The sequence below is a fragment of the Mesorhizobium sp. L2C084A000 genome (genome assembly GCF_000502875.1).
GTDB lineage: Bacteria > Pseudomonadota > Alphaproteobacteria > Rhizobiales > Rhizobiaceae > Mesorhizobium.
Map to the genome: position 1 here is coordinate 693,971 of NZ_AYWX01000001.1, position 25,704 is coordinate 719,674.

At 61.9% G+C, this 25,704-nt stretch carries 28 protein-coding genes; 19 read left to right on the forward strand and 9 right to left on the reverse strand.

Translation table 11 applies throughout. The features are described 5' to 3' along the window. The first annotated feature begins 179 nt into the window (after positions 1 to 179). From X735_RS162415 to X735_RS162405, 3 genes are read left to right on the forward strand one after another with little or no spacing between them, the layout of a single operon-like run. Positions 180 to 824 (forward strand): isochorismatase family cysteine hydrolase, encoded by a 645-nt coding sequence (locus X735_RS162415; RefSeq protein WP_023809099.1) that lies wholly within the window; start codon positions 180 to 182, stop codon positions 822 to 824. A 49-nt stretch (positions 825 to 873) separates the two neighbouring features. Further along, the gene (locus X735_RS162410; protein WP_023809100.1) at positions 874 to 1,425 is read left to right on the forward strand and encodes a MarR family winged helix-turn-helix transcriptional regulator; all 552 of its coding nucleotides are present in this window, start codon (positions 874 to 876) and stop codon (positions 1,423 to 1,425) included. Between the two features lie 44 nt (positions 1,426 to 1,469). Further along, a complete protein-coding gene (locus X735_RS162405) occupies positions 1,470 to 2,663 on the forward strand; it encodes an amidohydrolase family protein (protein ID WP_023809101.1) in 1,194 nt (397 codons plus the stop codon). Positions 2,664 to 2,666: 3 nt separating this feature from the next. Here X735_RS162405 and X735_RS162400 read toward each other — a convergent pair whose 3' ends face one another. Together X735_RS162400 and X735_RS162395 are read right to left on the reverse strand one after the other, a co-directional pair. After that, complete coding sequence (locus tag X735_RS162400) at positions 2,667 to 3,251, reverse strand: amino acid synthesis family protein (protein ID WP_023809102.1); 585 nt, start codon at positions 3,249 to 3,251, stop codon at positions 2,667 to 2,669. Beyond that, positions 3,248 to 3,832, reverse strand: coding sequence for an amino acid synthesis family protein (locus tag X735_RS162395; RefSeq protein WP_023809103.1), 585 nt, complete (start codon positions 3,830 to 3,832; stop codon positions 3,248 to 3,250). Before X735_RS162395 ends, X735_RS162400 begins: the two co-directional genes overlap by 4 nt. Before the next feature lie 254 nt (positions 3,833 to 4,086). On the opposite strand from X735_RS162395, the gene X735_RS162390 reads away from it, so the two are divergent. From X735_RS162390 to X735_RS162365, 6 genes are all read left to right on the forward strand, one after another. Then, on the forward strand, positions 4,087 to 5,091 hold the full coding sequence (locus X735_RS162390; protein ID WP_013530296.1) for a BMP family ABC transporter substrate-binding protein: 1,005 nt from the start codon (positions 4,087 to 4,089) through the stop codon (positions 5,089 to 5,091). A 91-nt stretch (positions 5,092 to 5,182) separates the two neighbouring features. Continuing rightward, positions 5,183 to 6,757 (forward strand): ABC transporter ATP-binding protein, encoded by a 1,575-nt coding sequence (locus X735_RS162385; protein ID WP_023809104.1) that lies wholly within the window; start codon positions 5,183 to 5,185, stop codon positions 6,755 to 6,757. Next, a complete protein-coding gene (locus X735_RS162380; RefSeq protein WP_023809105.1) occupies positions 6,754 to 7,794 on the forward strand; it encodes an ABC transporter permease in 1,041 nt (346 codons plus the stop codon). The genes X735_RS162385 and X735_RS162380 overlap by 4 nt, the downstream gene beginning before the upstream one ends. Next, positions 7,782 to 8,768 (forward strand): ABC transporter permease, encoded by a 987-nt coding sequence (locus tag X735_RS162375; RefSeq protein ID WP_023809106.1) that lies wholly within the window; start codon positions 7,782 to 7,784, stop codon positions 8,766 to 8,768. The genes X735_RS162380 and X735_RS162375 overlap by 13 nt, the downstream gene beginning before the upstream one ends. 11 nt (positions 8,769 to 8,779) lie before the next feature. Continuing rightward, positions 8,780 to 9,793, forward strand: a complete 1,014-nt coding sequence (locus X735_RS162370) for a nucleoside hydrolase (RefSeq protein ID WP_023809107.1) — start codon at positions 8,780 to 8,782, stop codon at positions 9,791 to 9,793. After that, positions 9,790 to 10,737: a nucleoside hydrolase gene (locus tag X735_RS162365; RefSeq protein WP_032908648.1), complete on the forward strand. Its 948-nt coding sequence runs from the start codon at positions 9,790 to 9,792 to the stop codon at positions 10,735 to 10,737. Before X735_RS162370 ends, X735_RS162365 begins: the two co-directional genes overlap by 4 nt. Positions 10,738 to 10,921: 184 nt before the next feature. On the opposite strand, the gene X735_RS162360 is transcribed toward X735_RS162365, so the two are convergent. From X735_RS162360 to X735_RS162340, 5 genes are read right to left on the reverse strand one after another with little or no spacing between them, the layout of a single operon-like run. After that, entirely contained in the window at positions 10,922 to 11,461 is a 540-nt protein-coding gene (locus X735_RS162360; RefSeq protein ID WP_023809109.1) for a prepilin peptidase, read from the reverse strand. Position 11,462: 1 nt separating this feature from the next. Next, complete coding sequence (locus X735_RS162355) at positions 11,463 to 12,002, reverse strand: tetratricopeptide repeat protein (RefSeq protein ID WP_023809110.1); 540 nt, start codon at positions 12,000 to 12,002, stop codon at positions 11,463 to 11,465. 54 nt (positions 12,003 to 12,056) lie between these two features. Continuing rightward, positions 12,057 to 12,992 (reverse strand): type II secretion system F family protein, encoded by a 936-nt coding sequence (locus tag X735_RS162350; protein ID WP_245273061.1) that lies wholly within the window; start codon positions 12,990 to 12,992, stop codon positions 12,057 to 12,059. Positions 12,993 to 13,023: 31 nt separating this feature from the next. Then, the gene (locus X735_RS162345; protein ID WP_023809112.1) at positions 13,024 to 13,995 is read right to left on the reverse strand and encodes a type II secretion system F family protein; all 972 of its coding nucleotides are present in this window, start codon (positions 13,993 to 13,995) and stop codon (positions 13,024 to 13,026) included. After that, positions 13,995 to 15,383: a CpaF family protein gene (locus tag X735_RS162340; RefSeq protein WP_023809113.1), complete on the reverse strand. Its 1,389-nt coding sequence runs from the start codon at positions 15,381 to 15,383 to the stop codon at positions 13,995 to 13,997. The genes X735_RS162345 and X735_RS162340 overlap by 1 nt, the downstream gene beginning before the upstream one ends. Before the next feature lie 529 nt (positions 15,384 to 15,912). Between X735_RS162340 and X735_RS162335 the strand changes: the two genes are divergently transcribed. The 10 genes from X735_RS162335 to X735_RS162290 all read left to right on the forward strand — a co-directional run bounded on the left by X735_RS162335 (position 15,913) and on the right by X735_RS162290 (position 24,052). Then, positions 15,913 to 16,131, forward strand: a complete 219-nt coding sequence (locus X735_RS162335) for a Flp family type IVb pilin (RefSeq protein ID WP_023809114.1) — start codon at positions 15,913 to 15,915, stop codon at positions 16,129 to 16,131. 92 nt (positions 16,132 to 16,223) lie between these two features. Beyond that, the gene (cpaB, locus tag X735_RS162330; RefSeq protein WP_023809115.1) at positions 16,224 to 17,246 is read left to right on the forward strand and encodes a Flp pilus assembly protein CpaB; all 1,023 of its coding nucleotides are present in this window, start codon (positions 16,224 to 16,226) and stop codon (positions 17,244 to 17,246) included. A 54-nt stretch (positions 17,247 to 17,300) separates the two neighbouring features. Further along, positions 17,301 to 18,743 (forward strand): type II and III secretion system protein family protein, encoded by a 1,443-nt coding sequence (locus X735_RS162325; protein ID WP_023809116.1) that lies wholly within the window; start codon positions 17,301 to 17,303, stop codon positions 18,741 to 18,743. Positions 18,744 to 18,747: 4 nt separating this feature from the next. Beyond that, positions 18,748 to 19,020, forward strand: a complete 273-nt coding sequence (locus X735_RS162320) for a hypothetical protein (RefSeq protein WP_245273062.1) — start codon at positions 18,748 to 18,750, stop codon at positions 19,018 to 19,020. A gap of 71 nt (positions 19,021 to 19,091) precedes the next feature. Further along, positions 19,092 to 20,615: a pilus assembly protein TadG-related protein gene (locus tag X735_RS162315; protein ID WP_081734744.1), complete on the forward strand. Its 1,524-nt coding sequence runs from the start codon at positions 19,092 to 19,094 to the stop codon at positions 20,613 to 20,615. Between the two features lie 7 nt (positions 20,616 to 20,622). Beyond that, positions 20,623 to 21,111: a TadE/TadG family type IV pilus assembly protein gene (locus X735_RS162310; RefSeq protein WP_023809119.1), complete on the forward strand. Its 489-nt coding sequence runs from the start codon at positions 20,623 to 20,625 to the stop codon at positions 21,109 to 21,111. Next, the gene (locus tag X735_RS162305; protein WP_023809120.1) at positions 21,105 to 21,728 is read left to right on the forward strand and encodes a TadE/TadG family type IV pilus assembly protein; all 624 of its coding nucleotides are present in this window, start codon (positions 21,105 to 21,107) and stop codon (positions 21,726 to 21,728) included. The genes X735_RS162310 and X735_RS162305 overlap by 7 nt, the downstream gene beginning before the upstream one ends. Next, the gene (locus tag X735_RS162300; RefSeq protein WP_023809121.1) at positions 21,725 to 22,888 is read left to right on the forward strand and encodes an AAA family ATPase; all 1,164 of its coding nucleotides are present in this window, start codon (positions 21,725 to 21,727) and stop codon (positions 22,886 to 22,888) included. The genes X735_RS162305 and X735_RS162300 overlap by 4 nt, the downstream gene beginning before the upstream one ends. Beyond that, positions 22,872 to 23,462 (forward strand): L,D-transpeptidase, encoded by a 591-nt coding sequence (locus X735_RS162295; protein WP_023809122.1) that lies wholly within the window; start codon positions 22,872 to 22,874, stop codon positions 23,460 to 23,462. The genes X735_RS162300 and X735_RS162295 overlap by 17 nt, the downstream gene beginning before the upstream one ends. After that, entirely contained in the window at positions 23,459 to 24,052 is a 594-nt protein-coding gene (locus X735_RS162290) for a hypothetical protein (RefSeq protein WP_023809123.1), read from the forward strand. Before X735_RS162295 ends, X735_RS162290 begins: the two co-directional genes overlap by 4 nt. A gap of 36 nt (positions 24,053 to 24,088) precedes the next feature. On the opposite strand, the gene X735_RS162285 is transcribed toward X735_RS162290, so the two are convergent. Beyond that, positions 24,089 to 24,622 (reverse strand): hypothetical protein, encoded by a 534-nt coding sequence (locus tag X735_RS162285; RefSeq protein ID WP_023809124.1) that lies wholly within the window; start codon positions 24,620 to 24,622, stop codon positions 24,089 to 24,091. Between the two features lie 59 nt (positions 24,623 to 24,681). Further along, positions 24,682 to 25,596, reverse strand: coding sequence for a sugar ABC transporter permease (locus tag X735_RS162280; RefSeq protein ID WP_023809125.1), 915 nt, complete (start codon positions 25,594 to 25,596; stop codon positions 24,682 to 24,684). Positions 25,597 to 25,704 lie beyond the last annotated feature (108 nt).

Here is a 25,704-nt window from a genome sequence, read left to right on the forward strand (position 1 = left end):
AAATCGAGCACATGCCTGACAAGCGTTGTCAAGGCCATTTCGCGATGGACAAATAGCGCATACGCTTGTCGGAGCCCGGTGCGCAAGGCCGACCAGCACGCTTTGCGTCGAACGGGATTGACTTGGCATCCGCTAGGGTTTTTTGTATGAGCATCAACGATCGGTCAAAGGAGCTCGCCATGTCCGTGGACAGTTTTTCCTCACATCGGCACGATGACGCGGTGCGCCTCGATCCACGCCGTGCAGCCGTTATCGTCATCGATATGGTCAATGAGTTCTGCAAGCCCGGCGGGGCCATGGTCCTGCCTGGGTACGAGACGCTGATCGCGCCGCAACTGGCCGTGATCGAGGCCGCGCGCGCCGCCGGCGTGCCGGTGATCTGGGTCCATGACAGCCACCGGCCGGGCATGCGACGCGAGCGCGAATGGCTGAAGCGCACACCGCATTGCCTGGATGGAAGCTGGGGGCCGGAGATCATCGAGGATCTCGGCGCCCGCGATGACGAGATCCATGTGATCAAGCGGCGCTACTCGGCCTTCTTTCAAACCGACCTCGACCTGACGCTGAAAGACATGCAGACCGATCAGTTGATCATCTTCGGCGTGGTCACCAACATCTGTGTGCGCTCGACCGTCCATGATGCCTTTTTCGAGGGCTATGAGGTGGTGGTGCCAAGCGATTGCTGCGCGGCGACGGGACCACGCGAGCAGGAAAGCTCGCTCTATGACATAGCGACCCATTTCGGCGTGGTCAGCGATTCGGCTGATGTCGTCGCAGCCCTCCGCGACGGGAGGTCGCTTCAACCAGCGGAGGTCGCGGCTTGAGCTTTTTTCAAACCGGCGACATCCAAGACAGCGGCGATAGGAGTCCGGTGTGACGACTGAAAAGAAACCGCAATCCGAAAAAGGCGCGACGCCGAAAACGCCGAGCGGCGATGCACCCCCGAGCCGCGAGCAAGTGCTGCAACAATACGCCGAGACCGGCTATGAATTGGACCGCCACCCGGCGCACGTCATCCGCCGGGCGCATCAGCGCGCGACGTTGCGCTTCCAGCAGGTGATGGCCGGCGAAGACCTTTCGCCAACGCAATTCGCGGCGCTCGCCACGATCCTCAAGCATGGCGAAGTCTCGCAGAACCATCTCGGCCGGCTGACGGCGATGGACCCGTCGACCATCAGCATCGTCATGCGCAAACTGCTCAAACACGGGCTGATCACGCGCAGCGCCTCCGAAACCGACCAACGCCTGACGATGATCGCGCTGACCGGCAAAGGGACCGACTATACGCTGGAGCGGCTCGAACGCAGCGTCGAGGTCGGGCGGCGGTTCCTGTCGCCGCTCTCACCGGCTGAGCAGGCGACGCTGCTTCGCCTGCTCCAGCGCATCAACGACGACGACCCATCGAATGGCGACGGCGGCAAATAAGCCGCGTCCAGTCCTTTTTTCCATAACAGCAAAAGTGAGAACCGATGTCGTCCGACTCCCAGTCGTCTGCCAACACGCTCGTCGTCCGCAATATCGGTCTCATGCTGAGTGGCGATCTCGCACAACCGATCATCGACGCCGACACCATCGTCGTGAGCGATGGACGCATCACCAGCATTGGCAAGGCAGGCGACATTGATGGCGGCAGCGCGGCGACGATCATCGATGCGATGGGCTGTGCGGTCTCGCCGGGTCTTATCGATAACCACGCCCATCCGGTGGCCGGCGACTGGACGCCTCGGCAGAACCAGATCGGCTGGATGGATTCGACTGTGCATGGCGGCGTCACCACCATGATCTCGGCGGGTGAAGTCCACACGCCGGGCCGACCGCGCGACCTTGTCGGGCTGAAGGCGCTGGCGATCGCTGCCCAACGCACCTTCTCCAACTTCCGTCCGAACGGCATGAAGATCCTGGCCGGGGCACCGATCCTGGAACCCGGCCTTACCGAGGAAGACTTCCGCAGTCTCGCCGAGGCCGGCGTGACGCTTGTCGGCGAGGTCGGACTTGGCGGCGTCAAGGACGGGCCGACCGGCCGGCAGATGATCGCCTGGGCGCGCAAATACGGCATGACCTCGATGACCCACACGGGCGGTCCATCCCTGCCCGGCTCCGGCCGCATCGGCGCGGATGTCGTGCTGGAGGTCGACGCCGACATCGTCGCGCACGTCAATGGCGGGCCAACCGCCCTGCCCGACGCGGAAATACGGCAGATCTGCGAGAAGGGCTCGAGGGCGCTTGAAATCGTCCATAACGGCAATTTGCGCACCGGACTGTTCGTGCTCGACCTGGCAAGGCAGCGCGGCGAACTTTCGCGCGTCATCCTCGGCACCGACAGCCCGGCCGGATCCGGCGTGCAGCCGCTTGGCATCCTGCGAACCCTGACCATGCTGGCTTCGCTGGGTGGTATCGCGCCGGAAGTGGCGTTCTGTCTTGCCAGCGGCAACACGGCGCGTGTGCGCGGACTGGATGATCGCGGCATCATCGAGGCCGGTCGCGCCGCCGACCTGATCTTCATGGATCAAGCGATCGGCGGTGCCGGCGACGGGCTGCTCGACAGCGTGGCGCTGGGCAATCTTCCAGGCATTGGAATGGTCGTCATCGACGGCGTGGTGCGGACCGGCCGGAGCAGAAATACGCCTCCGGCGATGCGGGTGCCGGAAGTCCTGGCGGCCTGACGGTCAGCCGACGCCGTCAATCCCGACAATCTTGTCCTTGGTCAGCCCGCCGACGCGCGGGTGCGGCCTGCCGGAATCGGTGACGGCGATAGCGACGACGATCTCGTCGGCCCGCGGTGCGTCGGGAACACGAACCTCCATGCCGTCGAAATGGCTGCGCACCCGCGCCGCATCCTTGTGACCGAGCGGAATATCGAGCGGCACGCCGAGGCCGCCGCGCTTCTTCGATGAAGGAATGAGCGCGGCCCCCTTGCCGAGCACATCGCGGAACGGGGCACCGAGCTTTGGATGAAGGATGGCGGCGGCATGTTCGAGCTCACCGTCGGCGCCGACGGCGGCGGCCTTGCCGAAGCTCTCGACCCGGTCGCCGGCAATGCCCAGAGCAGCGACGGCGCGCTTGGGCAAGATATCTCCCAATGCTTCGCCTATGGCGCTCAGTGCCGACAGGTCCTCGACGTAGGTACCCGCATAGGGGTTGCGGATCACCGCGATGGCTGCGGCACGCCGCGTCGGCGGATCGACGGGCCGCCCGCCTTCGATCCGGGTTTCCTCGACGATGGTGATGATACGGCGGATTTCCGGGTTCATCGCAATCCGTCCTCGCCCTTGATGTCGGCGGCGGCAAGGCCGCCGACCCGTGCATGAACGCGTGCGCCGGTGGTCATCGCCAGGATGACGGCCATTTCGTCGCCGCGCGGCGCATCGGCAATGCCGATCTCGATCGCATCGAAATGGCTGCGCACATAGGAGGCGTTTATGTGCGTGATCGGGATATCGATGCGCGTTCCGGGGCCGCCGACCTTCTTGGTCGAAGGCACGATCGCCTTGGCATTGCCGAGCAGTTCACGCATCGCATAGCCGCCCGGATTATGCCAGAGCGCGCCGTGTTCAAGCTCGCCGGCGGCGCCGACTATGGCACCCTTGCCATAGCCTTCGATGGCCTGGCCGCCTTCACCAATGGCGTCGATCAGGCGCCGAGCCATATCGAGACCGAGCGGCTTCAGGTCTTCCATGAAGCCAGTGATCTCTTCGACATAACGTCCGGCAAAAGGGTTGGCGATGACCGCGACGACCGCGCCCCGCTTGAGCGGGCGTGCCGCGTGGGGTCCGCCCTCATGGAATATCTCTTCGACCTGAACCAGAAATTTCCTGACCACCACAGCCGGCATCGTTCGCTTCCTTCATCCCGTCGTTCATAAAAACTCATTAGAGTATCAACAATTATGCCCATGGACATTTGTCAAGCGCAGACGTCGAGCAAGTGGGCGAAGGGCCAAGAAAACTGCATCGGATGACGATTGACAGCCTGTTAAGCCGCTCCTAAACTCATATGACCATCAACGAACTCGCCGTTGTCCCGGCGGACACGTGGGGATGGTCAAAGCGTGGCTTCAAAAGCTGAAAAAAGCTGAAGGGGAATGACATGAAAAGGGCGCTCAAGAGTTTATTTCTGGCCGGCACGATGCTTGCCATTTCGTTCGGACCGGCCGCGGCACAGGCCAAGGTTTCCGTGGCCGCCATCTCGGGATATTTTGCCCAGGGCTTCGGCGTTTCGATCGTCAACGGCCTCAACAAGGCCAAGACCGATTTCGGCATCGACCTCAAGCTGGTCGACACCGGCAATCGCGCGCTCGACTACCAGCAGCAGTTCGAGAATCTTGCCAAGGGCAAACAGTACGACCTCATCTTCGTGATGGGCTGGGAGCTGGTGGACTCGCTGCAAAAGGTCAGCGCCGAATATCCTGACCAGCGCTTCGTGTTCATCGATGGCGTCCTCGACAACCCCAAGATGATCTACGCCAATTTCGCCGAGGAGCAGGGATCCTTCGTCGCCGGCGCGCTTGCCGGCATGATCGAAGCCAAGGGCACCGCCTTCGACAAGATCGGCGACGGCAAGGCGATCGGCTTTGTCGGCGGCCGAGATATCCCGGTGATCCGCAACTTCCTGGGCGGCTACGAGCAAGGCGCCAAATATGCCGCGCCCGACGTCAAGGTAAACTCCGTCTTCGCCGGAACCTTCGACGACCCGGCCAAGGGAAGCGAACTTGCCCAGGCGCTTTACGGCCAAGGCTCCGACATTGTCTACAACGTCGCCGGCCCGACGGGTGAAGGCGTGATGCAGGCAAGTGCCGCGGTCGACAAATATTCGATCGGCGTCGACATCGACATGTGCGGCTCGGCTCCCGGAAATGTGCTCGCCAGCATGCTGAAGCGCGGCGACATCGCCGTCTACACGCTGATCAAGGACGAGGTCGAGGGCCGCAAGATCACCGCCGGCACCCGCACTTTCGACCTCGCCTCGGGCGGTGTCGAGGTCAAGGTCTGCGATGACATCGCCGCCAAGATCCCGGCAGAGATGACCGCCAAGCTCGATGAGATCAAAAAGGGCATCGTCGACGGCAAGATCGTGATCGCCAAGGCAAAATAAGCCAACAACAGCGCCTCCCTCCCAAGAAAGCGCTACACTGATCCGCCGCGGCTTGCCGCGGCGGATCAGTGTCCAATCTGCGAGAGCCACGTTGTCGAACACGCCGGGGTCGCCGACCCTCCACAGCAATGCCGCGATGGCCGTCGAGTTGACTGGCATCACCAAGCGTTTTGGCGCATTCGTCGCCAATGACGGCATCGACCTTGCGGTCCGCCGCGGCGAGATCCGCGCCATCATCGGCGAGAACGGTGCCGGCAAGACGACGCTGATGAACATCCTGTTCGGCCTCTTGCAGCCGGACGAAGGCTCGATCCGGCTGAACGGTGAAGAGATCGTGATCGCCGACCCGTCCGTGGCGATAAAGGCCGGCCTCGGCATGGTTCACCAGCACTTCAAGCTGGTTCCCTCGCTCTCGGTCGCCGACAACGTCTTTCTCGGCATGGAAATCCGTCGCCATGGGCTGATCGACCACGCTGCACAGGTTGAGCGCACGCGCGAACTGTCGAAGCGCTTCGGCTTGCAGGTCGATCCGACCGAGCGCGTCGGGCTGCTCTCGGTCGGCATAGAGCAACGCATCGAAATCCTGAAGGTCCTGGTGCGCGGCGCGCGCACCATCATCCTCGACGAACCGACCGCCGTGCTGACGCCGCAGGAGAGCCGTGAGCTGTTCCAGACGCTGCGCAGCTTCGTGGCCGAGGGCATGACGGTGATCTTCATTTCGCACCACCTGGAAGAAGTGATGGAAGTGTCCGACACGGTGACGGTGCTGCGCAATGGCAGGAAGGTGGCGACCCGGCCGACGGCCGAGCTCAGCAAGGACGAGTTGGTGCACATGATGGTCGGCCGCGAGGTCAGCTTCGACCGCCGGGCGCGTGCGTCGCTGCACGGCGACGTGGTGCTCGAAGTCAAGGACCTGTGGGCGCGCGACGATCGCCTGCTGCCGGCCCTTCGCGATGCCAGTTTCACGGTCCGCTCCGGCGAGGTGGTGGGGATCGCGGGTGTGGCCGGCAATGGGCAGACAGAGCTGGCGGAAGTGCTTTCGGGCCTGCGACCGGCAAGCCATGGCGGGGCGTGGCTGAAGGGCCGGAATCTCACCGCTCTCTCCCCCGCCGCGATCCGCCAGGCAGGCCTCGCCCATGTTCCAGGCGACCGCATGGTGCGCGGGGTCGATCGCAACGCTTCGATAGCGGCCAACACCCTGATGGGCCGCCAGCATCGCGCACCATGGAGCCGCGGCGGCATGCTCAACTGGAATGCCATAAATCAAAACGCCGAAACGCTGATCAAGAGCTTCGATATTCGCGCGCGCGCAGCCGGCGATGCGGTCAAGCGGCTTTCGGGCGGAAACATCCAGAAGGTCGTTCTGGCACGCGAATTCACCAATGGCGCCGATTTCCTGCTGATCGACCAGCCGACGCGCGGCGTCGACATCGGCGCCCAGGAGGCCATTCATGACGAGATCATGCGCCAGCGCGCCGCCGGCCGCGCAATCCTGCTGATTTCCGTGCAGCTCGACGAACTGGCCGCCCTTGCCGACCGCATCCTGGTGATGTTCAACGGGCGGATCATGGGCGAGGTCGCCGGCGACGATGCCGACGAGGAGCGCATCGGCATGATGATGGCAGGCGTGGCCGCGCCGGAATTCGCCGCGGAGATCGCATCATGAAAGACCATTTGCGTGCCGTTTCCGGCCAGGTCATCGCCATCGGCGTGGCGCTGCTGATGGGCGCGATCATCATCCTCATGGTCGGCGAAAGCCCGTTGCGTGTGTTCATGACGCTGTTGCGCGGCGCCTTCGGCGATCAGGAGAAGATCGCCGGGACCTTGCTGCAGACGACGCCGATCCTGATCTGCGGTGTCGCCGCCTGCATCGGCCTGCGCGGCGGCATGTTCAACGTCGGCATCGAGGGCCAGCTGTTCCTCGGCGGCTTCGCTGCCGCCTGGGTCGGCTTTGCCATGCCCCTGCCCGCGGGCATTCACACGCTGGCCGCGCTGGCGCTCGCGGTCGTGGCAGGCGCGGCCTGGGTCGCCATCCCCGCCTACTTCCGCGCCCGCTACAACACCAACGAGGTCGTCTCGACGATCCTGTCGAACTACGTGGCGGTGCTGCTCACGTCCTACTTCACCATCTTCCTGTTCAAGCGGCCGGGTGGCTGGTCGGAGACGCCGCCGATCCTGGCGACTTCCTATCTGCCGGAGATCTTCACCTTTTCGCGGTTGAACTGGGGCCTGGTCATTGGCCTGGTGCTGGCGGTCGGCGCAGCCCTTGTCTTCCGCTACACCAAATGGGGTTACGGCGTCACGATGGTCGGTTCGGCGCCGAAATTCGCCGAATATGGCGGCGTCAACGTGAAACGGCAGGGTTTCCTGGTCCTGCTGCTTTCGGGGGCCGTCGGCGGGCTGGCCGGCGGCGTCGAGACGCTCGGCGTCCATCACCGCTTCATGGAAGGATTTGCCCCCGGTTTCGGCTTCGACGGGCTGATCGCCGCCCTGCTTGCCAATGGCTCGCCTGTCGCCACCATCTTCACCGCACTGTTCTTCGGCGCCCTGCGCAACGGATCGCTGCTGCTCGAGGTCGATACCAGCGCGTCGCGCGAGATCATCACCGTGATCCAGGCGCTGATCATCCTCAGCGTGTCGGCCCAGGTGCTGGTGAGAAAGCGCGGCGACAGCCAGGCAGGGGAGCGGCGATGGAAATTCTAGACAAGCTCATCAACGTCGCGCTGATCGCGGCGACGCTTCGCACCACCGCGCCGATCCTTCTGGTCGCGCTTGGCGGCTCGTTCACCACCAAGGCCGGCATCTTCAACATCGGCCTCGAGGGGCAGATGCTGGTCGGCGCCTTCTTCGCCGTCCTTGGTTCGATCTGGACGGGTTCCGCACTGGCGGGCGTCGCCTGCGGCGTTGCGGCGGCGCTTGTCTTCGCCCTGATTTTTGCCGTCCTGGTGGTGAGCTTCAAGGCGAATGAAGTGGTCGTCGGGCTGGCGCTCAACATCCTGGCCGGCGGCATGACGATCTCGCTGATGAAAGCGATCTTCGGCACGCGCGGCTCGATCGTCGGCCACGGCATCGTCGGCCTGCCGAAAGTCCAGCTGCCCGGTGCCCGCGACCTTCTCGGCTCATGGGCGCCGCTGATCTCCGGCTTCACGCCACTCGTCTATGTCGCCTTCATCGCCGTGCCGCTGCTGGTCGTCTGCTACAACCGGACGCGGCTCGGCCTCTATATCCGCGTCGTCGGCGAAAAGCCGGAAGCCGCCGAGGCGCTCGGCATCTCGATCACCCGCGTCCGCTACATCGCGTCCCTGCTGTGCGGATTGCTGGCGGGCCTCGCCGGCGCTCATCTGTCACTCGGCTACATCACCATGTTCACGGAAAACATGTCTTCGGGCCGTGGTTTCATGGCGGTGGCGATCCTGATCTTTTCCAACGGCGATCCGCTGAAGGTGCTGGCCGGCTGCCTGCTGTTCGGCTTCGCCGATGCTTTTTCGTTGCGCCTGCAGACGTTCGGCTATCCGTCCTACCTGGTTCTCACCGTCCCTTATGTCGTCGCGCTGATCGCATTGTTCGCGCTGTCCTACCGGGCGCGTCCAAGGGTTATCGCCGAGACGCTGGAATCGATGCGCAAGCTGCTGTCGGTAGACAAGAACACTGAACCCGGCCGCAAAAATCCCCAGTGAAGGAAGCCTCTATGGAACGCATAATCCTCGACGTGGATTCGGCCGGCGACGATATTCTCGCCGTGCTGTTTGCAGCGGTCAATCCGAAGCTCCGGCTCGAGGGGGTGACCACCGTGACCGGTGCGGCCGGCCCGATCGAACAGGTCACCAACGTCGTCCTCAACACGCTGACGCTCGCCGGGCGTGACGACATCCCGGTTCACGCCGGCGCGTGGCGGCCGATCGTCGGCAACGCCAAGGCCGACATGGAGGCGCCGGTGCATTTCGAAAAACGGCTCGTTGCCCGTTTCGGCGACCGCCTGAAGAAGTTCAACCCGCCGGCGCCGACGCCGGTGCGCCAGGCCACATCGGGACATGCGGTCGATTTCATCATCGGCACGGTCATGGCCAATCCGGGCGAGATCACGCTGGTGACGACCGGCCCGCTGACCAACGCGGCGATGGCGCTGTTGCAGGAGCCGGGATTGACCGCTGCACTGAAGCGGCTGATCGTGCTCGGCGGCAATTTCCAGACACCGGGCAACATCACACCCCTGTCGGAGTACAACATCTGGGCCGATCCGGAAGCCTCGCGCATCGTGCTCAACGCCGATGTCGAGAAGATCCTGGTCCCGCTCGACATCTGCGAGGACAACCGCGTCGCCGATTCGATGCTGACACGCGACGACATCGCCGACATGCAGGCGGTGGCAAGGGACAATCCCGTCCTTGAGATGATCGCCGACAGCTTCCCGATCTACATCGACATCTGGCGCGAATTCTTCGACCTCGTCGGGTTCCCGATGGACGACGTGATCACCGTGGCGCTGGCTTTCGATCCGGGCCTGGCGACGATGACCGAGCCGCTGTTCGCCGACGTCGTGCTCGACGGCCGGCTGGCGCGCGGCCAGACCGTCGCCTATCGCGGCCGGCAATTGCTGCCCGGCGGCGGGCCCAAGACCACCCGCATCTGCACCGGCCTGGACGGCCGGCGTTTCCTCGACGGCTTCAAGAAAACCATAGCGCGCTACGAGCGGGCGGCGTGAAAGACGACATGATGATCAAGCCAACTCCTATCCTGTTCGACTGCGACCCCGGCCACGACGACGCCATCGCGCTGGTCATGGCGCATCGCTCGCCGGCCATCGAGCTACTCGGCGTCACCACGACCTGCGGCAATGCGGAAGTCGAGAAGACGACCGCCAATGCCTTGCGCATCCTGGAGTATATCGGCGCCGGCGACGTGCCTGTCGCGCAGGGCTGTCACCGTCCGCTGGCGCGCCCGCTGGTGCTCGGCACCGCCGATGGCCCGAGCGGGCTCGAGGGCTCGCCCTACCTGCCGCAGGCGACGATCAAGCCGGTCGACCAGCACGCCGTCGATTTCCTGGCCGACAGACTGCGCGCCGCGCCCGAACCGATCCTGGTCGTCGCCACCGGCCCGCTCAGCAATATCGGGCTGATGATCCTCAAGCATCGCGACGTGCTGCCCAAGATCAAGGAGCTGATCTGGATGGGCGGCGTGTTCTACCGCAAGAGCGAGATCATCACGCCGACCGAGTTCAATGCCTTCTGCGACCCCGAGGCGCTGAAGATCGTTCTGGACAGCGGCGTGCCGATCCTGATGGTCGGCCTCGACGTCACCATGCAGGTGCTGATCGAGGCGCCGCAATATGCCGAACTGGCCACCATCGACACGCCGCTCGGCCGGCTCGTCAACGACTGGCTGCTGTTCTACGAGAAGCTGCACCGCAACTCGATGGGCGTCGGCGGCGCCATGCACGATCCGCTGGCGCTGGCGCTGGCCATCGACCCGACATTGGTGCGCACGCGCCCTGCCCATATCGGCGTCGATCTGTCCGGCACCTACGCCTTCGGCGCGACCATCGCCGACTACTGGGGCGAGCGCGGCGAGAAGGACAATGCCCGCATCGCCCATGAGGTCGATGCGGACCGCTTCTTCAAGCTGATGTTCGATCTGCTGCGGGATTGAACGGAGTGCGAGCAGCGCCGGCAGCGTTTCACGATAGGAATTCTTTCTTGACTCCCTGCCCTCAGCTATGGTACATTTTTGTCTATGGTGCAGATTTACGCCAATGACCCGCCGCACAGGCGGGTTTTTCGTTTGATGCTCCGTCAAATCTCCCTGACAAATTCAGCCGCGTGAGATGTCAGGGTCAGTTGAGCTGGTTGAGGATTCCAGAGCTGCTCGCGACCATCAAACTCCTGTAGATCAGGAACGCCAGTGTACAGATCGCGGCTAGCGCGATCGGCACGCCGAACGGCACCACGCCCTTGCGGTCCAGATGCTGCACGACAAGCCGAAAAGCGCCCGCGGGCAGCATGAACGGGTTTTTCACGATCGCCGCGGTCGCCAGGGCGAAAACCAGAAGCAGCACCGAAAACACCGCGAGAGCGCCGCCGCTGATCAGGAATGGCACGACTGCCAGCAGCTTGACATCCCCGGCGCCGATCTTGCGCAAGACCCAGAAGGGCAAGAGCGCGACGAACAGCAGAAGCCCTGCACCGGCGCTCAGCGCCATGTCCCACCACGATCCGGACTGGAGCGAGAGCAGCAGCAGGCCCCCAGCGCCCAGGCAGAGCAGCAGCAGCACGTCGCGATTGGAAATCTTCTGCGTGGTGAAGTCGAGCCAGGCAATCCTGCCCAGCAGAGGGATGGCGAGCACTTTCAGCAACAGCGCTTCGACGAGCAGCATGCTAGCGCTCGACGTTCTGCACGCTTGACGACAAAAGCTTCAGATTGTTGGCGACGGTCGGGTCGTTGGGCGCCAGTTCGTAAGCCTTGAGGAAGTTCGAGCGGGCATCCTGCAGCTTGCCGCGCAGCAGGTAGGAATAGCCGACATTGTTGTAATATTCGGGCGTCGCGCCGACCAGCTTGAAGGCCCTGGCATAGGCCTTGTCGGACAGGTCGAAGCGGCGGATCCGGTCGGTGCAGGCGGCAAGTCCCATCCAGGCGTTGCCATCATTGGGCGCCAGCTGCGTCGCCTTGAAGAACAGCGCGCCGGCATTGCCGTAATTCTCGGCGCGAAACTGGTTCTTGGCTTCGGCGACAGCCTGGTCCGAGGCATAGTATTCGACGTCGCTGACCGTTTTCAGCCCGTCGAAAGCATCGCCAAAAGACGTCACGTCGCCCTTCGACGGTTCGTTGGTGCGCACGACCCCGTCGGTGGCGTCCGTCTGGCAGCCGGCAAGCATAACCGTCAACAGGCAGCACGCCGCCGCGATAGCCCTCTTCATACAGATTCCCCCAAGGGTCTCGGACCTCATATTAGAATCACATCATACACGCAATTAGAAGATAATGCCCCTCATACGGATGATCACCGGTAGCATGATAACCATCATAACCACAGGGAAGATACAAAGCCCCAACGGAATCATCATCTTCACCGGTAGAGAATTGGCGCGTTCCTCGGCGCTCAGAATTCTCTGCCCACGCATCTCGGCGCTATAAACACGCAAGGCATCGGTAAGGCTGGTGCCGAGTTCTTCCGATTGACGGAACAGGACAGCCAATGCCCGCGCCTCGTCAAGTCCGATGCGATCTGAGAGTTCGCGTAGTGCTTCCCGCAACGGCTTGCCAGCACGCAGTTGCAAATTCATGATCGACAGCTGTATTCCCAGCCATTTGTGGGTGGCGGCCATTTCATGGCTGACGCGTTCGACTGCCCCCTCCAGGCTCATGCCGGCATCGGCGCAGGTGATCATCATGTCCATGAAGTCGGGGAAAGCCCGGCGATAGATCTGTTTCTGGCTGTTCTCGAAACGGTCGAGCAGAATGGAAGGAAGCACGATGCAGGCCAGGCCGAACAGGGCAGAACCGGCAAAGGTGAGAAAACCTGGCAGGTGCGGCGGCAGAGCGCGCGACAGGAGTGCATACATTGCCAGAAAGCCGACGCAGACCGCGATCAGGCGGCTTAGCGTATAAATCAGCGGTGCGCTTGATTGATAAAAGCCGGCGCGGAACAGCTTCGCCTCCAGGGCGTTTGGTTCTTCCCGCTCCTTCTCGATCGACTTGAAGTAGGCATCGACCGGCCGTTGCGCCGCAAGTTTGGCAAGCTGGTCTTGTCCGAGCATCGATCGGCGGTCTGTAATTCCTTCGCCCATCAGGCTCTGCGCGACGAGTTTTCGTGTCTGCAGAGCCGGGAGGAAGACAAGCGCACCGAACAGGAAGAGGGACACCGCCGCCACAAAGACGGCAATAGACACCAAGAAGCCCAGGTCCATGTTCGAAAACAATTTCTTTCGTCGCTCCCAGTCAAAAATCGAAAGTAACCATCCGGTACATGATGAAGTCGCCAAGCAGCGCCCACAGCCCAAAAATCAGGAATACCGGGAAGATGAGCGGGTTACCCCAGACGGTGCCGTAGTAGGCCGGGGCAACAATTTGAAGTATGAAGAACATCACGACAGGAAACAAGGAGATGATCCATGCGGAGACGCGACCCTCGGCCGAAAGCGCCCTGATTTTCATTCGCAATTTCTGCCGTTCACGCAGTACGGAGGAAAGATTAGTCAGAATTTCGGTCAAATTGCCGCCCGTCTTGGCCTGGATCGACAGCGATACCGACAGCAGCTGAAGGCCCTCGAAGCCGACACGCTGCGAAAGCTTTCGCACGGCCTGCTCGATGCTGAGGCCAAAGGTGATTTCATCGGAGACGATGCCAAACTCCGTGCCCAACGGATCCGGCATTTCGCGCCCGACCAGACCGATCGCTACCGAAGCGGGGTGCCCGGCGCGCAGCGAACGGACGATCATGTCGAGCGCATCCGGCAGCTGTTTGGCAAACTTCCGGATTCGCTTGTTGCGTGCACGCCGGAGGACGAGAAGCGGCAAGACAAGCCCTACGACCAGAAAGACAATGAGCGATGCCAAAGCGGAAAAATTGAAGAGGATCGCCAGCAGCAAAGCCATAGCCATCCCCGCAAGCAGGAAAGTCGCGGCGAACGTCAGGGGATTTCCGGTGATACCGGATTGGGTATAGAGCCTGTTCAACCAGACCATTCCAAAAAGAAAGTCGCCGGAGTCCGTGAGGCCGCGTTCTCGCAGCAACCCTTGCAACGTTTGTTCGGCCGGAACCTCGCCGGCGAGCCGCTTCAGCCGGCGATTAACTGCTAGAGACCGGGAGCGGCGTCCGGCAAATGAAAGATAAAGGGCTTCTCCGGCGAGAATGACCGAAGCCGCCGCCAGCATATAGATAAAGTAAAGTAGAGCTTGACCCGTCGGCATCAGAGGGCAGCCTGCGGGTTGAAGGCGTCCTTGGCAAAATGATGGCCAAGAGTCGCGGCCTCCGGAGCGAAGCGCGGACGGACACCGGTTGCGCGAAAGTCTCCGATGACCTTGCCCTCGGCTGTGACTTCACGGCGGACGAAATGATAGATTTCCTGAAGCTGGACGACATTGCCCTCCATGCCAGTCAGTTCCGATATGGAGGTGACACGCCGGCCGCCGTCCGAAAGACGCTGTGTCTGGACGATGATGTCGATGGCGGAGGCGATCTGCGCCCGGATCGAGTCGTGCGTCATCGGCATGCCGGCCATGCCGACCATCTGCTCGAGCCGCGAGATAGCATCGCGCGGCGTGTTGGCATGAATGGTGGTCATCGAGCCTTCATGGCCGGTGTTCATCGCCTGCAGCATGTCGAAAGCTTCCTCGCCACGCACCTCGCCAACGATGATGCGATCCGGCCGCATGCGCAACGCGTTCTTGAGCAATTCGCGCTGGCGCACCTCGCCCTTGCCCTCGACATTAGGCGGACGCGTCTCCAGCCGCCCGACATGCGGCTGCTGCAATTGCAGTTCGGCCGCATCCTCGATGGTGATTAGCCGCTCCTTCGAGGGTATGTAGCTCGACAATGCATTGAGCAACGTCGTCTTGCCGCTGCCCGTGCCGCCCGAAACCAGGATCGATTTGCGCGACTGGACGGCGATCCGCAGCAGATCGACCATCGGCGGCCGGATGGAGTTGAAAGCCATCAAGCGTTCGAGCGAATAGGGGTTCTTGGAGAACTTGCGGATCGACACCAGTGGGCCGTCCACAGATACCGGTCGCACCGCGATGTTGACGCGGGAGCCGTCTTCCAGCCGCGCATCGACCATCGGCGACGATTCATCGACGCGGCGGCCGATGGCGGAGACGATCTTGTTGATGACGCGCAGCAGATGCGCCTCGTCACGAAACCGAATTGGCGTCTCTTCGACTAGGCCACGCCGCTCGATAAAGACGCGCTTATGCGTGTTGATCAGGATGTCGGTAATGGAATCGTCCTTGAGCAGTGGTTCGATCGGCCCGAGACCCAGCATTTCGTCGGCGGTGTCGCTGGTCAATTGATCGAGTTCGCGGGCATTCAGCGGCACGTTGCGGCCGCGAACGAACTCGCGGACGATCGGACGGATCTCATTCAGGATCTCATCCTTGGACGCGCTTTCGAGAGCGGTCAGGTTGAACCGATCGATAAGGTGGCGATGAATCTCGACCTTGAGCGTCAGGAAATCGTCGCCATACGATTCGATTTCGGCCGCCGGCGAAAGGGCTAGAGCAACAGGCGGCACTGCCAGCGGCTCGACCTTTGTCACTACCTGCTGCTCGCCTGGCCCCTTGATGAACCGCCCCAGCATAATTGCTTATACTCCCCTTAGTCCCTCATTAGCGGAAACTAACTGTTAACCACGGGAGGCACAAGCGCCCAAGTGATCGGCGTTCCCTGAATACTTTCTACATAGTTAAGATCAGAAGCCTGTAATAACGCGCTTATTTGATATGGCTGCCAGTTCGTGCTCAGCGCGTCGGCACCGCTTTTCAGGCTCTTCCGATTTTTGGGGGCAAACCGCCTGGAAGGCGCTGCTAAGCCCCTAGATATAAAGGAATATGCGGTATTACTAATGCTTTCTCAATCTTGCCACATCCGGGGCCAAATTGTGAACGAATGGTTAAGGCGCTTGAAAAATGAGAAGAATCAAGCTGTTGGGTAAAATCAGAACTGTGATCTTCTTGCCGAATCATGTACATGAAAGTTAAGGAACCCTTAATCTCGTTTGACTCCGCGTTTTCTCGGGACTTAGATCGAGATGACGGGGGATGCTTGGGTATGGATTTCATCCTTTGCTCTGTCTCGTCGGGTTCCAACCTCCAAAGGGAGAAATTGACATGAACAAGCTCATGACGATGACCCGGCAGTTCCGCGACGATGAAAACGGCGCTGCCATGGTCGAATATTCCATCCTTATCGGCATTATCGCCGTTGCATCGATCCTGACTGTCCTCGCCATTGGCGGATGGGTGAACGGTCGTTTCTCGGCACTCTGCACCGCCCTCGACGGGCATCCGACCGGCACCTGCAATGCCGGGGCCGGCACCGGTTCCTGATGAGCTAGCGATTTTCAGGCCCGGATCAAATCCGGGCCTGAAACCATTCAAGTCACTCGGCCGTTCTTCTGCCTTTTTCGGGGTTTGGGCTTATGCGCGCCAACACACTTATCATGATCGTGCTCGCCGGCGTGTTCGGCGTCCTGGCGGTGGTTCTGGTCAATATCTGGCTGGCTGGCCAGCGTAGCGCCATGGCGCAAACGGGCCTCGTTCAAGGCAGCACAGTCGTCGTAGCGGCAATGCCGCTGAAGTTCGGCGACGCGCTCGCCGCAGATAAATTGCGCGAAGTCGCGTGGCCGGCAGGTGCGGTCCCAGCCGGAGCGTTCAAGTCAACTAAGGACCTGTTAGCTGGTGACGCCAAGCAGGCATTGCAAGCGATCGGCGTCAATGAGCCGATTCTTGCTACCAAGATTACTGGCCCCGGCCAACGCGCCACACTATCGGCAGTGCTTGGCGAAGGCATGAAGGCCGTTTCGATCCGCGTCAACGACGTGCTCGGCGTCGCCGGCTTCGTTTTCCCGGGCGATCGAGTCGATATTCTACTCACCCGCACAGCACGCGGCGATGATGGCACGGATAAGAGTTTCGTCGACGTGCTGCTGCAGAGCATGAAGGTGCTCGCCATCGACCAGGTGGCCGACGAAAGCAAGGACAGCCCGACGGTGGTGAAGTCCGTGACGCTCGAGGCCAGCACCAGGGACGCGCAAAAGCTGACGCTGGCGGCAGGCGCCGGCCAATTGTCGTTGGCGCTTCGCCAGGCCGCAGCCAGCCAGGGAGAAACGACCGAACGGGTGACGCTTTCGGACCTGACCGGCGAAACGCCGGCCGATGTCGCCGCCAGGCAGGCGGAGCTCGACAGGAAGGCGGCAGCGGAAGCCGAAGCTGCAGCCGAGCGCAAGCGCGCCGAGGACAAGATTGCCGGGTTGACCCAGGCAGTGGAGCGGGTGGGAAGCCGTCTCGACGAACTGGGCAAGGTAAAGCCTGCTCCGGCCGTGGCGCCCGAAGTCGTTAAGGAAGTGGTCAAATATGTCACACCCGAGCCACCGGCGCGTGCTACTGTGGGCGTTTTTCGGGGCGTGAAGCTTGAAACATACGACGTGCCGCGACAACAATAACAGAGTGCGGCGAAACGGAACGGGCTGCCGCCGGCAGCGAGTGGGGAGACGGGGATGCAGGGGTCTTGGTTGAGGGTGGCGGCCGCGTTGTCCTGTCTGGCAGCGCTGTTTCTGTCGAGCCTGGGGGCTGGTGCGGCCGACCGTTTCATCGACGTGTCTACCCCCAGCGTCCATCGTATCTTCCTGCCGATGTCGCAATCGGTAACGATCCAGGTGAGTGCCAATCTGGGCGATATCGTCGTCGGCGACGAGAAGATCGCCGATGCCCAGCCGATGACCGACCGAACGCTTTATGTCATAGGCAAGGGCGCCGGCACCACCACGGTCAATCTGTTTTCCACGGACAAGCGTTCGCTGGGCGCCCTCCAGATCGAGGTCGGCGTCGACGTCAGCGACATGGCGCAGGCGATCCGCCAGGTGGCGCCAAAGTCGCGCATCGAAATCGGCTCGGTCAACGGCAGGGTCAGGCTTGGCGGCCATGTCAAGGATGGCGCCACGCTGGCGTCCATCATGGAGGTGGCGCAGCAATATGGTCCCGACGCCATCATAAATTCCGTCATCGTCGACGACAGCCAGCAGGTGAATCTCGAGGTCCGCGTGCTCGAGGCCAAGCGCAATACCGGGCGCGACCTCGGCGTCTCGATCAGGAGCACAAACGGTAGCGGCACGTCGCGCACCGGAACCGGCATTGCCGCCGTCGACGAAGACGATGTGGTGCTTGGACCGGGCGGTCTGCTTAGCGGTCTACTGTCGAACAGTAGTCCCTTCGCGGCGCTGATCACCCGCGTTATTGACAGCAACATCAAGGTCGACCTGATCATTGAAGCGCTTGAGGCCAAGGGGGCTGTGCGCACGCTGGCGAACCCCAATCTCACCACCCTTTCCGGTGAGCCGGCCAGCTTCAACGCCGGCGGCGAAGTGCCTATCCGTGTCATCGGCACCGATGGCGAGGTAACCATCACGTACAAGCAATTCGGCGTCAATCTGCTGTTCACGCCGGTCGTACTCGACGACGGCAAGATCCATATGAAGCTGGCGCCGGAAGTGAGTGACCTCACCGGTTTCACCACTGCCGGCGACCCGATCTTCACCAACCGCAAGCTGGAAACTGTCGTTGAGCTGCGCGACGGCCAGAGCTTCGCCGTCGGCGGACTTCTGTCCAGCAAGACCACCAAGCTCCAGAACCAGGTGCCCTGGCTTGGCCAGGTGCCTGTCATCGGGACGCTGTTTCGCAATTCGAGCAACCAGAAGGAAGAAACCGAGCTCGTGGTCATCGTCACGCCGCATATCGTGCGGCCGGTGAAACCCGGCGAGCAGCTGGCGACACCGTTCGACAAGACCCGGCCCGCCAACGATCCGGAATTCTTCGTGCTCGGCCAGCTCGAGGTGAACAAGGACATGATCCGAAAATACGAAACGGGCGACGGCGTCACCGGCCCCTATGGCCACATGCTCGACTTCAAATCGAAGGACAAGATGCTCTATGTCAAGAAATAGCGCCTTGATCCTCATTGTGTGCGTCGGTGCGCTGTCGGGCTGCGCCGCGGACTATCTGAATCACTACGATTCGGTGACCTTGGCCGCCGGCGACACGCAGAAATTCAATTCGATGCTGCAGACGGTCGACCCGCTCAACCCGGCGTCCCGGAACACCCATATCGAAGGCGACGGCACGCGCGCCGCCGCTGTTGCCCACAATTACAAATTTCCACCGCCACCCCCGCCGCCGCCGGCGATCACGGTCAATGTCGGCGGGTCGGGTGTGACACCGTGAACTGAACGGAAGGATGCGGAGGGCGCCAGGCATGCGAGGAGCCCTGGCGCGAGGTGAAAGAGAGTAGGGTCATGTTGGGGACCATTCGAGCCTTCTGGAACGATCAACGCGGCGTCGCGATGATCCTCGTGGCTATCATGCTGCCCGTGCTTATCGGCTTCGCTCTGTTGGCTATCGATATGAGCCGGGCCAACGGACTGCATAACGATCTGCAGAAGGGTGTCGATGCGCTCGCGCTTGCGACCGCTGCGGAACTGGATGGCAGAGCGGATTCAATCGACCGAGCGAACCGGGCGATGACGACCCTACTCACCAACAAAACCAAGTTTTCTACCTCTGACGATCCCACTTCTCACGATCACACGCTCGCCGTGGCTGATGTGACCGTCACATATCTGACGGGAATACCCGCCGACGACAGCACCACTTTGAGCGCCGCCGGTGTCGATTCTACCGGCCATGACTGGTCAAGCACCGATCCCAAAGCTGTGACATTCTCCCTGGTGACGGTGAACGCTTCCGGCTTGGCGGATGGCGCAGGTGCCTTCGCGACGATATTCCCGGCAAGCTTTCTAGGCGGCAGCGACACCATGGATTTAAGGCCACAGGCTGTGGCCGGATTTGTCCAGTCGATCTGCGAAACGGTGCCGATCTTCATGTGCAATCCGTTCGAGACGACCGACCCGTCGACCAGCAAGACCATCCAGCAAGCTTTTGCAGCCGGGCTCACCTACAGCCGCGAACTCCGCGTCCTCAAGGTCGACAGCAACCCCGGCCCCGGCAATTTCGGACTGATCGACAACAATCTCGCGTCACTGCGGGACGCGCTCGCTGTCGGAACCGCGGGCACCTGCTATCAACGCGATAAGCTCACCACTAAGACCGGCGTCACCCTGGGCCAGGTCAACGCTGGTCTCAATGTACGCTTCGACATCTACAGCACTTCGCTGAAGAGCCATGACACCGATTGGCAATATCGGCCGGCGAGCAATGTGCGCAAGGGCGTCGATAAGACCGCGAACTGCAACAAATACAAGACCAACACAGACGGAACAGCGATGGCGCTGCCGCCGGGCGACAGCTTCGATTCCGCCACCGGGATGACGAATTCGACCTGGGATCGCACCAATTACTGGCTGATCAACCATGGTGCCGCATATCCCTCCGTCCCTAGCACCACCAACCCGACCGGCGCCTCTGTGCCGGCTTCCAGATATGACGTCTACAAATACGAGATTGCGAACGGACTCGTCGGGGACAAGTCCCCCGCGCCGACAAAGGAAAGCGGCGTTCCAGCCTGTTTCAAAGGCACAACGCCGACCTCGGATCCCGATCGCCGTCTGCTCAACATGGCGATCGTCGACTGCATCGCCAACCAAGCCAAGATCAATGGCCATGTCCAACTCAAGCCTGATGGCTATGCCAGTGTCTTTATAAACAGCCCCATCCAGAAGCAGGATAACAGCAAGGACGATGAGGACACCACGGCCGGTGAGAAACCTATCAGCCTGGAGATCGCCGATGTCGATGGAGGGTTTGCCAACAACACCCTTTTAGACAAAGCATTCCGCAACGAAGCCCAGTTGTATCGGTAGAGTCGACATGACCAGGTTCGGCAAAATCATCAGGCGGTTCCGAGGCGACGAAAATGGCGCTGCTTTGGTGGAAGCCGCGATCACCATACCACTCGTGTTGCTGTTGTCGGCCGGTGTGTTTGAGTTCTCCAACATCCTGAACACGCGCCTGCTTCTCGAAGCCGGTGTTGAGGATGCGGCTCGCTACATGGCACGATGCAGTAGCGATTGGGCGACTTGCAAGGGCCGGGCCGAAAACCTTGCAGCCAATGGGGCGGTCGCCAACGGCAGCGCCAGAGTGACCGGATGGCTGCCGACGGCAGTTGAGATCACCACGGCGGCCTCGCTGGACGCGGTTGATGTGGCCACGGGCACGCAGCTTTATCTTAGCAGCAAGAGCACTGTCGATGTCGTGGACGTCACTACCTCCTATTCTTATTCAGGCGTCTGGTCGTCTCTTGGCTTTGGTGCTGTCACGCTGAGCGTGTCCCATCAGGAACGAGTTATTGGATGGTGACGGAGCGCATCAAGTTTTGGGCCAACCAGTCCGGAGCGACTATGGTCGAAATGGCCATAGTGATGCCGCTACTGTTGACGCTTCTGCTTGGCTTCGTCGATTTCGGCTACGCCTTTTACCAATGGAATGCAGGGAACAAAGCGGTGCAAGCCGGCGCAAGGCTGGCGCAGATTTCCACCCCCGTCGCCAGCGGGCTGCTACTCGAAACAATTACGCAGAGCGATGCAACCAAAGTCGGAACAGCGGTTCCCGCAAACACTTACAATTATGTCTGTACGGCCAATTCCGCTGGAAGCGTTACTTGCACTTGTGGCACAGGCGCCACGTGCCAGAACCTTAATGTGAGCCAGGCCGCCTTTGATTTCATTTTCAGCGGCAACAGCAACCGGGCAGGAATGCAGACATTCCTGCCGATGCTGGCGAAGTCCGAGGTGCGGATACAATATCAAGCGTCCGGCCTCGGCTACTGGACGCGCCCCAGTGGACCGGTGCCGACCATCACCGTCAGCATCACCAATCATCCCTTCCAGTTCTTCTTCCTCGGATTCGCAAACATCACCATGCCCTCCATGCTGAGCACGGTCACGGGCGAAGACATGAAGAGTACCTGGCCATGAATGCCATCAACACCAAGGTTACACCGACCAAGCGCAAGCAGGTGGCGCTGTTCTCGTCGGATCCGAATTTCAAGCGCGATGTTGCAACGCGGCTCGATGCGCTGGCGATCTATGACGTCAGGGTTTCCGAGACGAGCGACTTTCTCAAGGGGCCGCCCGCCGACACGCGCCCGGGCATCGTCATCCTCGATCTCGGCAACGGCGAGCTGCTCGGCAGGCCCGGCATCGTCGAGGCGCGCGCGCTGTGGGCCAGCGTGCCGCTGATCGCTGTTTCCGACGAGCTGACCCCGGAGCAGACGCGCGTTTTGGTGCGCATGAACGCTTCGGACTGGCTGCACAAGCCGCTCGACGGCAAGGAGCTGCTCAATGCGGTGACCTTCCACGACACCGGCAACCAGGGAACGAAGAGCCGGATCATCACCTTCATCAGCGCCAGCGGCGGCGCCGGCGCCACGACGCTGGCGCTGTCGGCGGCCGAATTCCTGGCGTCGAAATCGGCCGAGCGCGCGGCGTCCACCTGTCTCGTCGACCTGGATTTCCAGAGCGCCAATTGCGGCGCCTATCTCAATTTGTTCAACCAGTTCGATCTTGCCGGCATCATCGGCCAGCCGGAACGGCTCGACGTCGAGCTGATGGATGTCATCAAGTTGTCGCGTCCGTCCGGCCTCACCCTCTACGCGTTCGAGCGGCCGCAGCTGCCATTCGAGCCGCATGGCAGCGATTTCGTCTTCCGGCTTCTGGACCTCGTCGCCTACCGCTTCGACGACATCGTCATCGACCTGCCCAATCTCGAAACGCCCTGGCACAATTCCGTGCTGTCGACGAGCGACGAGATCTTCATCGTCTTCGAACTCAATGTCGCGTCGCTGCGGCAAGGCAAGCGGCTCTACAAGAAGATCCGCGAGCTGCGCGGCAATGCGGTCTCGATCACGCTGGTCGCCAACAAGCACAAGCGCAAATGGTTCGGGAACCATTTTTCGCGCAGCGAGCTCGAAAAGATCTTCAAGGCGCCGCACATCAAGTCGGTGGCGCTGGACAATGCGCTTCTGACCGATGCGCTGAACAGGGCCATCCCGCCATCGGAAGTGGATGGGCGGGCGCGCTTCAACAAGGATCTGAAGCGGATGTTCAAAGAGCGGCTCGATGATGCTGCCCGATAGGTATCGGATCGGCCCAAAGCTCGCCGGCGCCTGCGTGCTCGGCGTGGCGCTGGCGCTGTCCGTCCACGACTTCGCCGAGGCGCGATCAGCACTTTCGGAGCGGCCGCCGCTGCCGGCGATGGGACCCAGCCTGCGCAAGGCGGTTGCCTTCGCGACCGCCGAGCAGCCGGGAACGATCATCATCCGCAAGGACGAGAAGGCGCTCTACCTGGTGACCCGCCAGGGCCAGGCGCTGCGCTACCAGATCAGCGTCGGGCGCGACGGGTTCGGCTGGACCGGAATCGTCAAGGTCGGGGCGAAGACCGAATGGCCGGAGTGGCGCCCGCCGCAGGAAATGCGGGCCCGCCAGCCGGAGCTGCCGAAAATGGTGCCCGCCGGCCCCTACAACCCGCTCGGCGCAAGGGCGCTCTACCTGTCGCGGGACGGGCGCGACACGCTCTACCGCATACACGGCACCAACGACCCATCGGGTGTCGGCTTCGACGGGACATCGGGTTGTTTTCGTCTCACCAACACGGATGTGATCGATCTTTTCAAACGCGTCGCGGTCGGCGCAAAGGTGGTGGTCCAATGACGATGATCAGCGAACCGGACATGCCGGCGATCGACATCGGAAACCAGGAACAGCGCGAACCGGCTGCCGCCGAGAAACCCAGCAAGGCAAAGACGATCGGCGTCATCGTCGCCGGTGGCGCGCTTCTGATCACCGCGGTCAACATGGCGGCCGCGGTCTATCTCTATCGGGGCATGAGCGACCTGCGTTTCGTCGAGGCGCGGCTGGAGCAGCTCGGCGCGTTCGAGCAGCGGATCGCGGCCCGGCTCGACACGGTCAACAACGGCTTCCAGAGCCGTTTCGAGAAACTGGACAGCCAGTTGCAGGGCAGCTTCAACGAGATCGATGGCAACATCGCCCGGTTGGGGCAGAATGCGCCTGTCGCCGGCGGCGAGACCATGCCGGGTGCGCAAGAACCGTCCGAGATCGCCACCAGCACGCTGGCGCAAGCGCCCGAAGCCCTCGACGGCGACAGCGCGAGCGAACCCGGCGTCATCGAGGCGCCCGCACCCAGGAAGAGAATCGCATCGGCCTCGCCCCCTGCCCCAAGCTCCAACTACCAGCGCATCCAGCAGCCCGACGGCAAGGTCTATTACCGCCGGATCAACTAGACTTCAGGCATAGCTGGCGAACGCCGCCTGGAACGTTCAGAGATCGCGCTGCAGCGCCAGGATACGGATGGCCCGGACGGACCGCTCCCGCGCCTCAGTGAGGAAGGCGATGTGGCAGTAGGCACAGGCCACGATGCCCAAAAGCAGAACCAGGCTGTTCTTCAAGGTGAAATCGACGGCCAGCGAATACGGAAGACCCTTGGGCGAGGTGAATTCGGCAATCGTGCTCGCCGTTTCCGAATGGCTGCCGACGGCGATCATCAGGCCAGCGAAAATCAAGGCGACGTGGTTGGCGAGGAACGAGAATGCCGACTTTTTGGTGTGGCACGCCACCCAGCAGACGATCGCTGCCGCGGCAAGAACGACGGCGTCGACAGCCATGGAACCACCCAGCCAGACATCGACCTGCTGCCAAAGCACCGTCGACAGAGGGCGCAGTTCAAGCCATAGCCACCATGCGGTGGGGCTGGCTGGATAGGTGCCCAGCAACAAGGTCGCCACGCGCTCCCCTGCCAGGACCGCCAGAATGAGAAACGGAAAGGCGAAAAGCAGAAGCGGCTTGCGTTTCATGTTCCCTCGACAATCTGCAAGCCAGGATAGGCCGTATAGATTGCTCAAGGCTTAACAGCCTACTTCCGGCCCTCTCCCGATTGCGAGCGTTCGAGGACGGCGAAGAAGATCACGGTGAGCAGAAGGACGATCAGCAGCAGCACGAACGCGGCCGCCGCGCCTTCGTTGAGCGAAAGGCCGAGAAAGGCACGGCGATAGGCAAAGAAGCTCAGCACTTCGGTCGCGTTGCCCGGCCCGCCCTTGGTCAGGACATAGGGCAGATCGTAGGTCCGGAACTCGTTGATCAGCTGGATGATGATGGTGATCGCCGCGACCGGCCGAAGCATCGGCAGCGTGATGTAGACGAATTGCTGCCAGCCGCGTGCGCCATCCACTTCAGCTGCCTCATAGGGATCGCGCGGCAGAGCGGCGAGCCCCGCGGCGAGGATCAGCACGACGAAGGACATTTGCTGCCAGATGTCGATCGCCGCCATCGTCCAGAGCGCCATGCCTGGCGTGCCCAGCCAGTCGAGGCGCGGCAGGCCGAACGTTTCCATCAGATGATTGGCGATGCCGAGATTGGGCTGGAGCAGCATGCGCCAGATCAAGGCGACGCTGATCGGCGACATCGCCATGGGAATGGTCAGAACCGCGAAATAGACCGGCTTCATCCGGACCGTCCGGTTGAGCATCAGGGCAATACCGAGCCCGATCACGAATTCGCCGACAACCGTCACCGCCGAATAGCGCACGGTGAGCCAGAGCGCGTTCCAGAACAGCTCATCGCCGATCATCGAGGCGAAATTCTTGAACCCGACAAGCGGCAGAAGCTGCGGCTTGATCAAGGTCATCGAGGAGATCGAGAGGATGCAGGCATAGGCCAGCGGAAAGCCCATCACGATCGCCAGCAGCAGCAGGCCGGGCAAGGCAAAGGCCCAGCCGGTCCGCCACTCGCGGCCACGGGCAGCCCATCCTTTTTTGATCGCATTGTGCATCGTAGCCGAGCCTTGGTCGGGGTGGCGTTGCTGATCTCGTCAGGATCCGGGGTCTGGACAAGATCCGGCGCGGCTGACACCGCCGCGCCGGATCTCCTTGCCGAGCCG

Excerpts from the sequence above, each read along its gene's own strand:
- X735_RS162400 (WP_023809102.1), bottom strand. The coding sequence starts at position 3,251 with ATGAACCCGGAAATCCGCCGTATCATCACCATCGTCGAGGAAACCCGG.
- X735_RS162305 (WP_023809120.1), top strand. The coding sequence starts at position 21,105 with ATGGTGACGGAGCGCATCAAGTTTTGGGCCAACCAGTCCGGAGCGACT.
- X735_RS162395 (WP_023809103.1), bottom strand. The coding sequence starts at position 3,832 with ATGCCGGCTGTGGTGGTCAGGAAATTTCTGGTTCAGGTCGAAGAGATA.
- X735_RS162315 (WP_081734744.1), top strand. The coding sequence starts at position 19,092 with ATGTTGGGGACCATTCGAGCCTTCTGGAACGATCAACGCGGCGTCGCG.
- X735_RS162375 (WP_023809106.1), top strand. The coding sequence starts at position 7,782 with ATGGAAATTCTAGACAAGCTCATCAACGTCGCGCTGATCGCGGCGACG.
- X735_RS162290 (WP_023809123.1), top strand. The coding sequence starts at position 23,459 with ATGACGATGATCAGCGAACCGGACATGCCGGCGATCGACATCGGAAAC.
- X735_RS162300 (WP_023809121.1), top strand. The coding sequence starts at position 21,725 with ATGAATGCCATCAACACCAAGGTTACACCGACCAAGCGCAAGCAGGTG.
- X735_RS162360 (WP_023809109.1), bottom strand. The coding sequence starts at position 11,461 with ATGCTGCTCGTCGAAGCGCTGTTGCTGAAAGTGCTCGCCATCCCTCTG.
- X735_RS162380 (WP_023809105.1), top strand. The coding sequence starts at position 6,754 with ATGAAAGACCATTTGCGTGCCGTTTCCGGCCAGGTCATCGCCATCGGC.
- X735_RS162415 (WP_023809099.1), top strand. The coding sequence starts at position 180 with ATGTCCGTGGACAGTTTTTCCTCACATCGGCACGATGACGCGGTGCGC.
- X735_RS162390 (WP_013530296.1), top strand. The coding sequence starts at position 4,087 with ATGAAAAGGGCGCTCAAGAGTTTATTTCTGGCCGGCACGATGCTTGCC.
- X735_RS162285 (WP_023809124.1), bottom strand. The coding sequence starts at position 24,622 with ATGAAACGCAAGCCGCTTCTGCTTTTCGCCTTTCCGTTTCTCATTCTG.
- X735_RS162340 (WP_023809113.1), bottom strand. The coding sequence starts at position 15,383 with ATGCTGGGGCGGTTCATCAAGGGGCCAGGCGAGCAGCAGGTAGTGACA.
- X735_RS162345 (WP_023809112.1), bottom strand. The coding sequence starts at position 13,995 with ATGCCGACGGGTCAAGCTCTACTTTACTTTATCTATATGCTGGCGGCG.
- X735_RS162310 (WP_023809119.1), top strand. The coding sequence starts at position 20,623 with ATGACCAGGTTCGGCAAAATCATCAGGCGGTTCCGAGGCGACGAAAAT.
- X735_RS162295 (WP_023809122.1), top strand. The coding sequence starts at position 22,872 with ATGATGCTGCCCGATAGGTATCGGATCGGCCCAAAGCTCGCCGGCGCC.
- X735_RS162405 (WP_023809101.1), top strand. The coding sequence starts at position 1,470 with ATGTCGTCCGACTCCCAGTCGTCTGCCAACACGCTCGTCGTCCGCAAT.
- X735_RS162335 (WP_023809114.1), top strand. The coding sequence starts at position 15,913 with ATGAACAAGCTCATGACGATGACCCGGCAGTTCCGCGACGATGAAAAC.
- X735_RS162325 (WP_023809116.1), top strand. The coding sequence starts at position 17,301 with ATGCAGGGGTCTTGGTTGAGGGTGGCGGCCGCGTTGTCCTGTCTGGCA.
- X735_RS162355 (WP_023809110.1), bottom strand. The coding sequence starts at position 12,002 with ATGAAGAGGGCTATCGCGGCGGCGTGCTGCCTGTTGACGGTTATGCTT.
- X735_RS162350 (WP_245273061.1), bottom strand. The coding sequence starts at position 12,992 with ATGGACCTGGGCTTCTTGGTGTCTATTGCCGTCTTTGTGGCGGCGGTG.
- cpaB (WP_023809115.1), top strand. The coding sequence starts at position 16,224 with ATGCGCGCCAACACACTTATCATGATCGTGCTCGCCGGCGTGTTCGGC.
- X735_RS162370 (WP_023809107.1), top strand. The coding sequence starts at position 8,780 with ATGGAACGCATAATCCTCGACGTGGATTCGGCCGGCGACGATATTCTC.
- X735_RS162280 (WP_023809125.1), bottom strand. The coding sequence starts at position 25,596 with ATGCACAATGCGATCAAAAAAGGATGGGCTGCCCGTGGCCGCGAGTGG.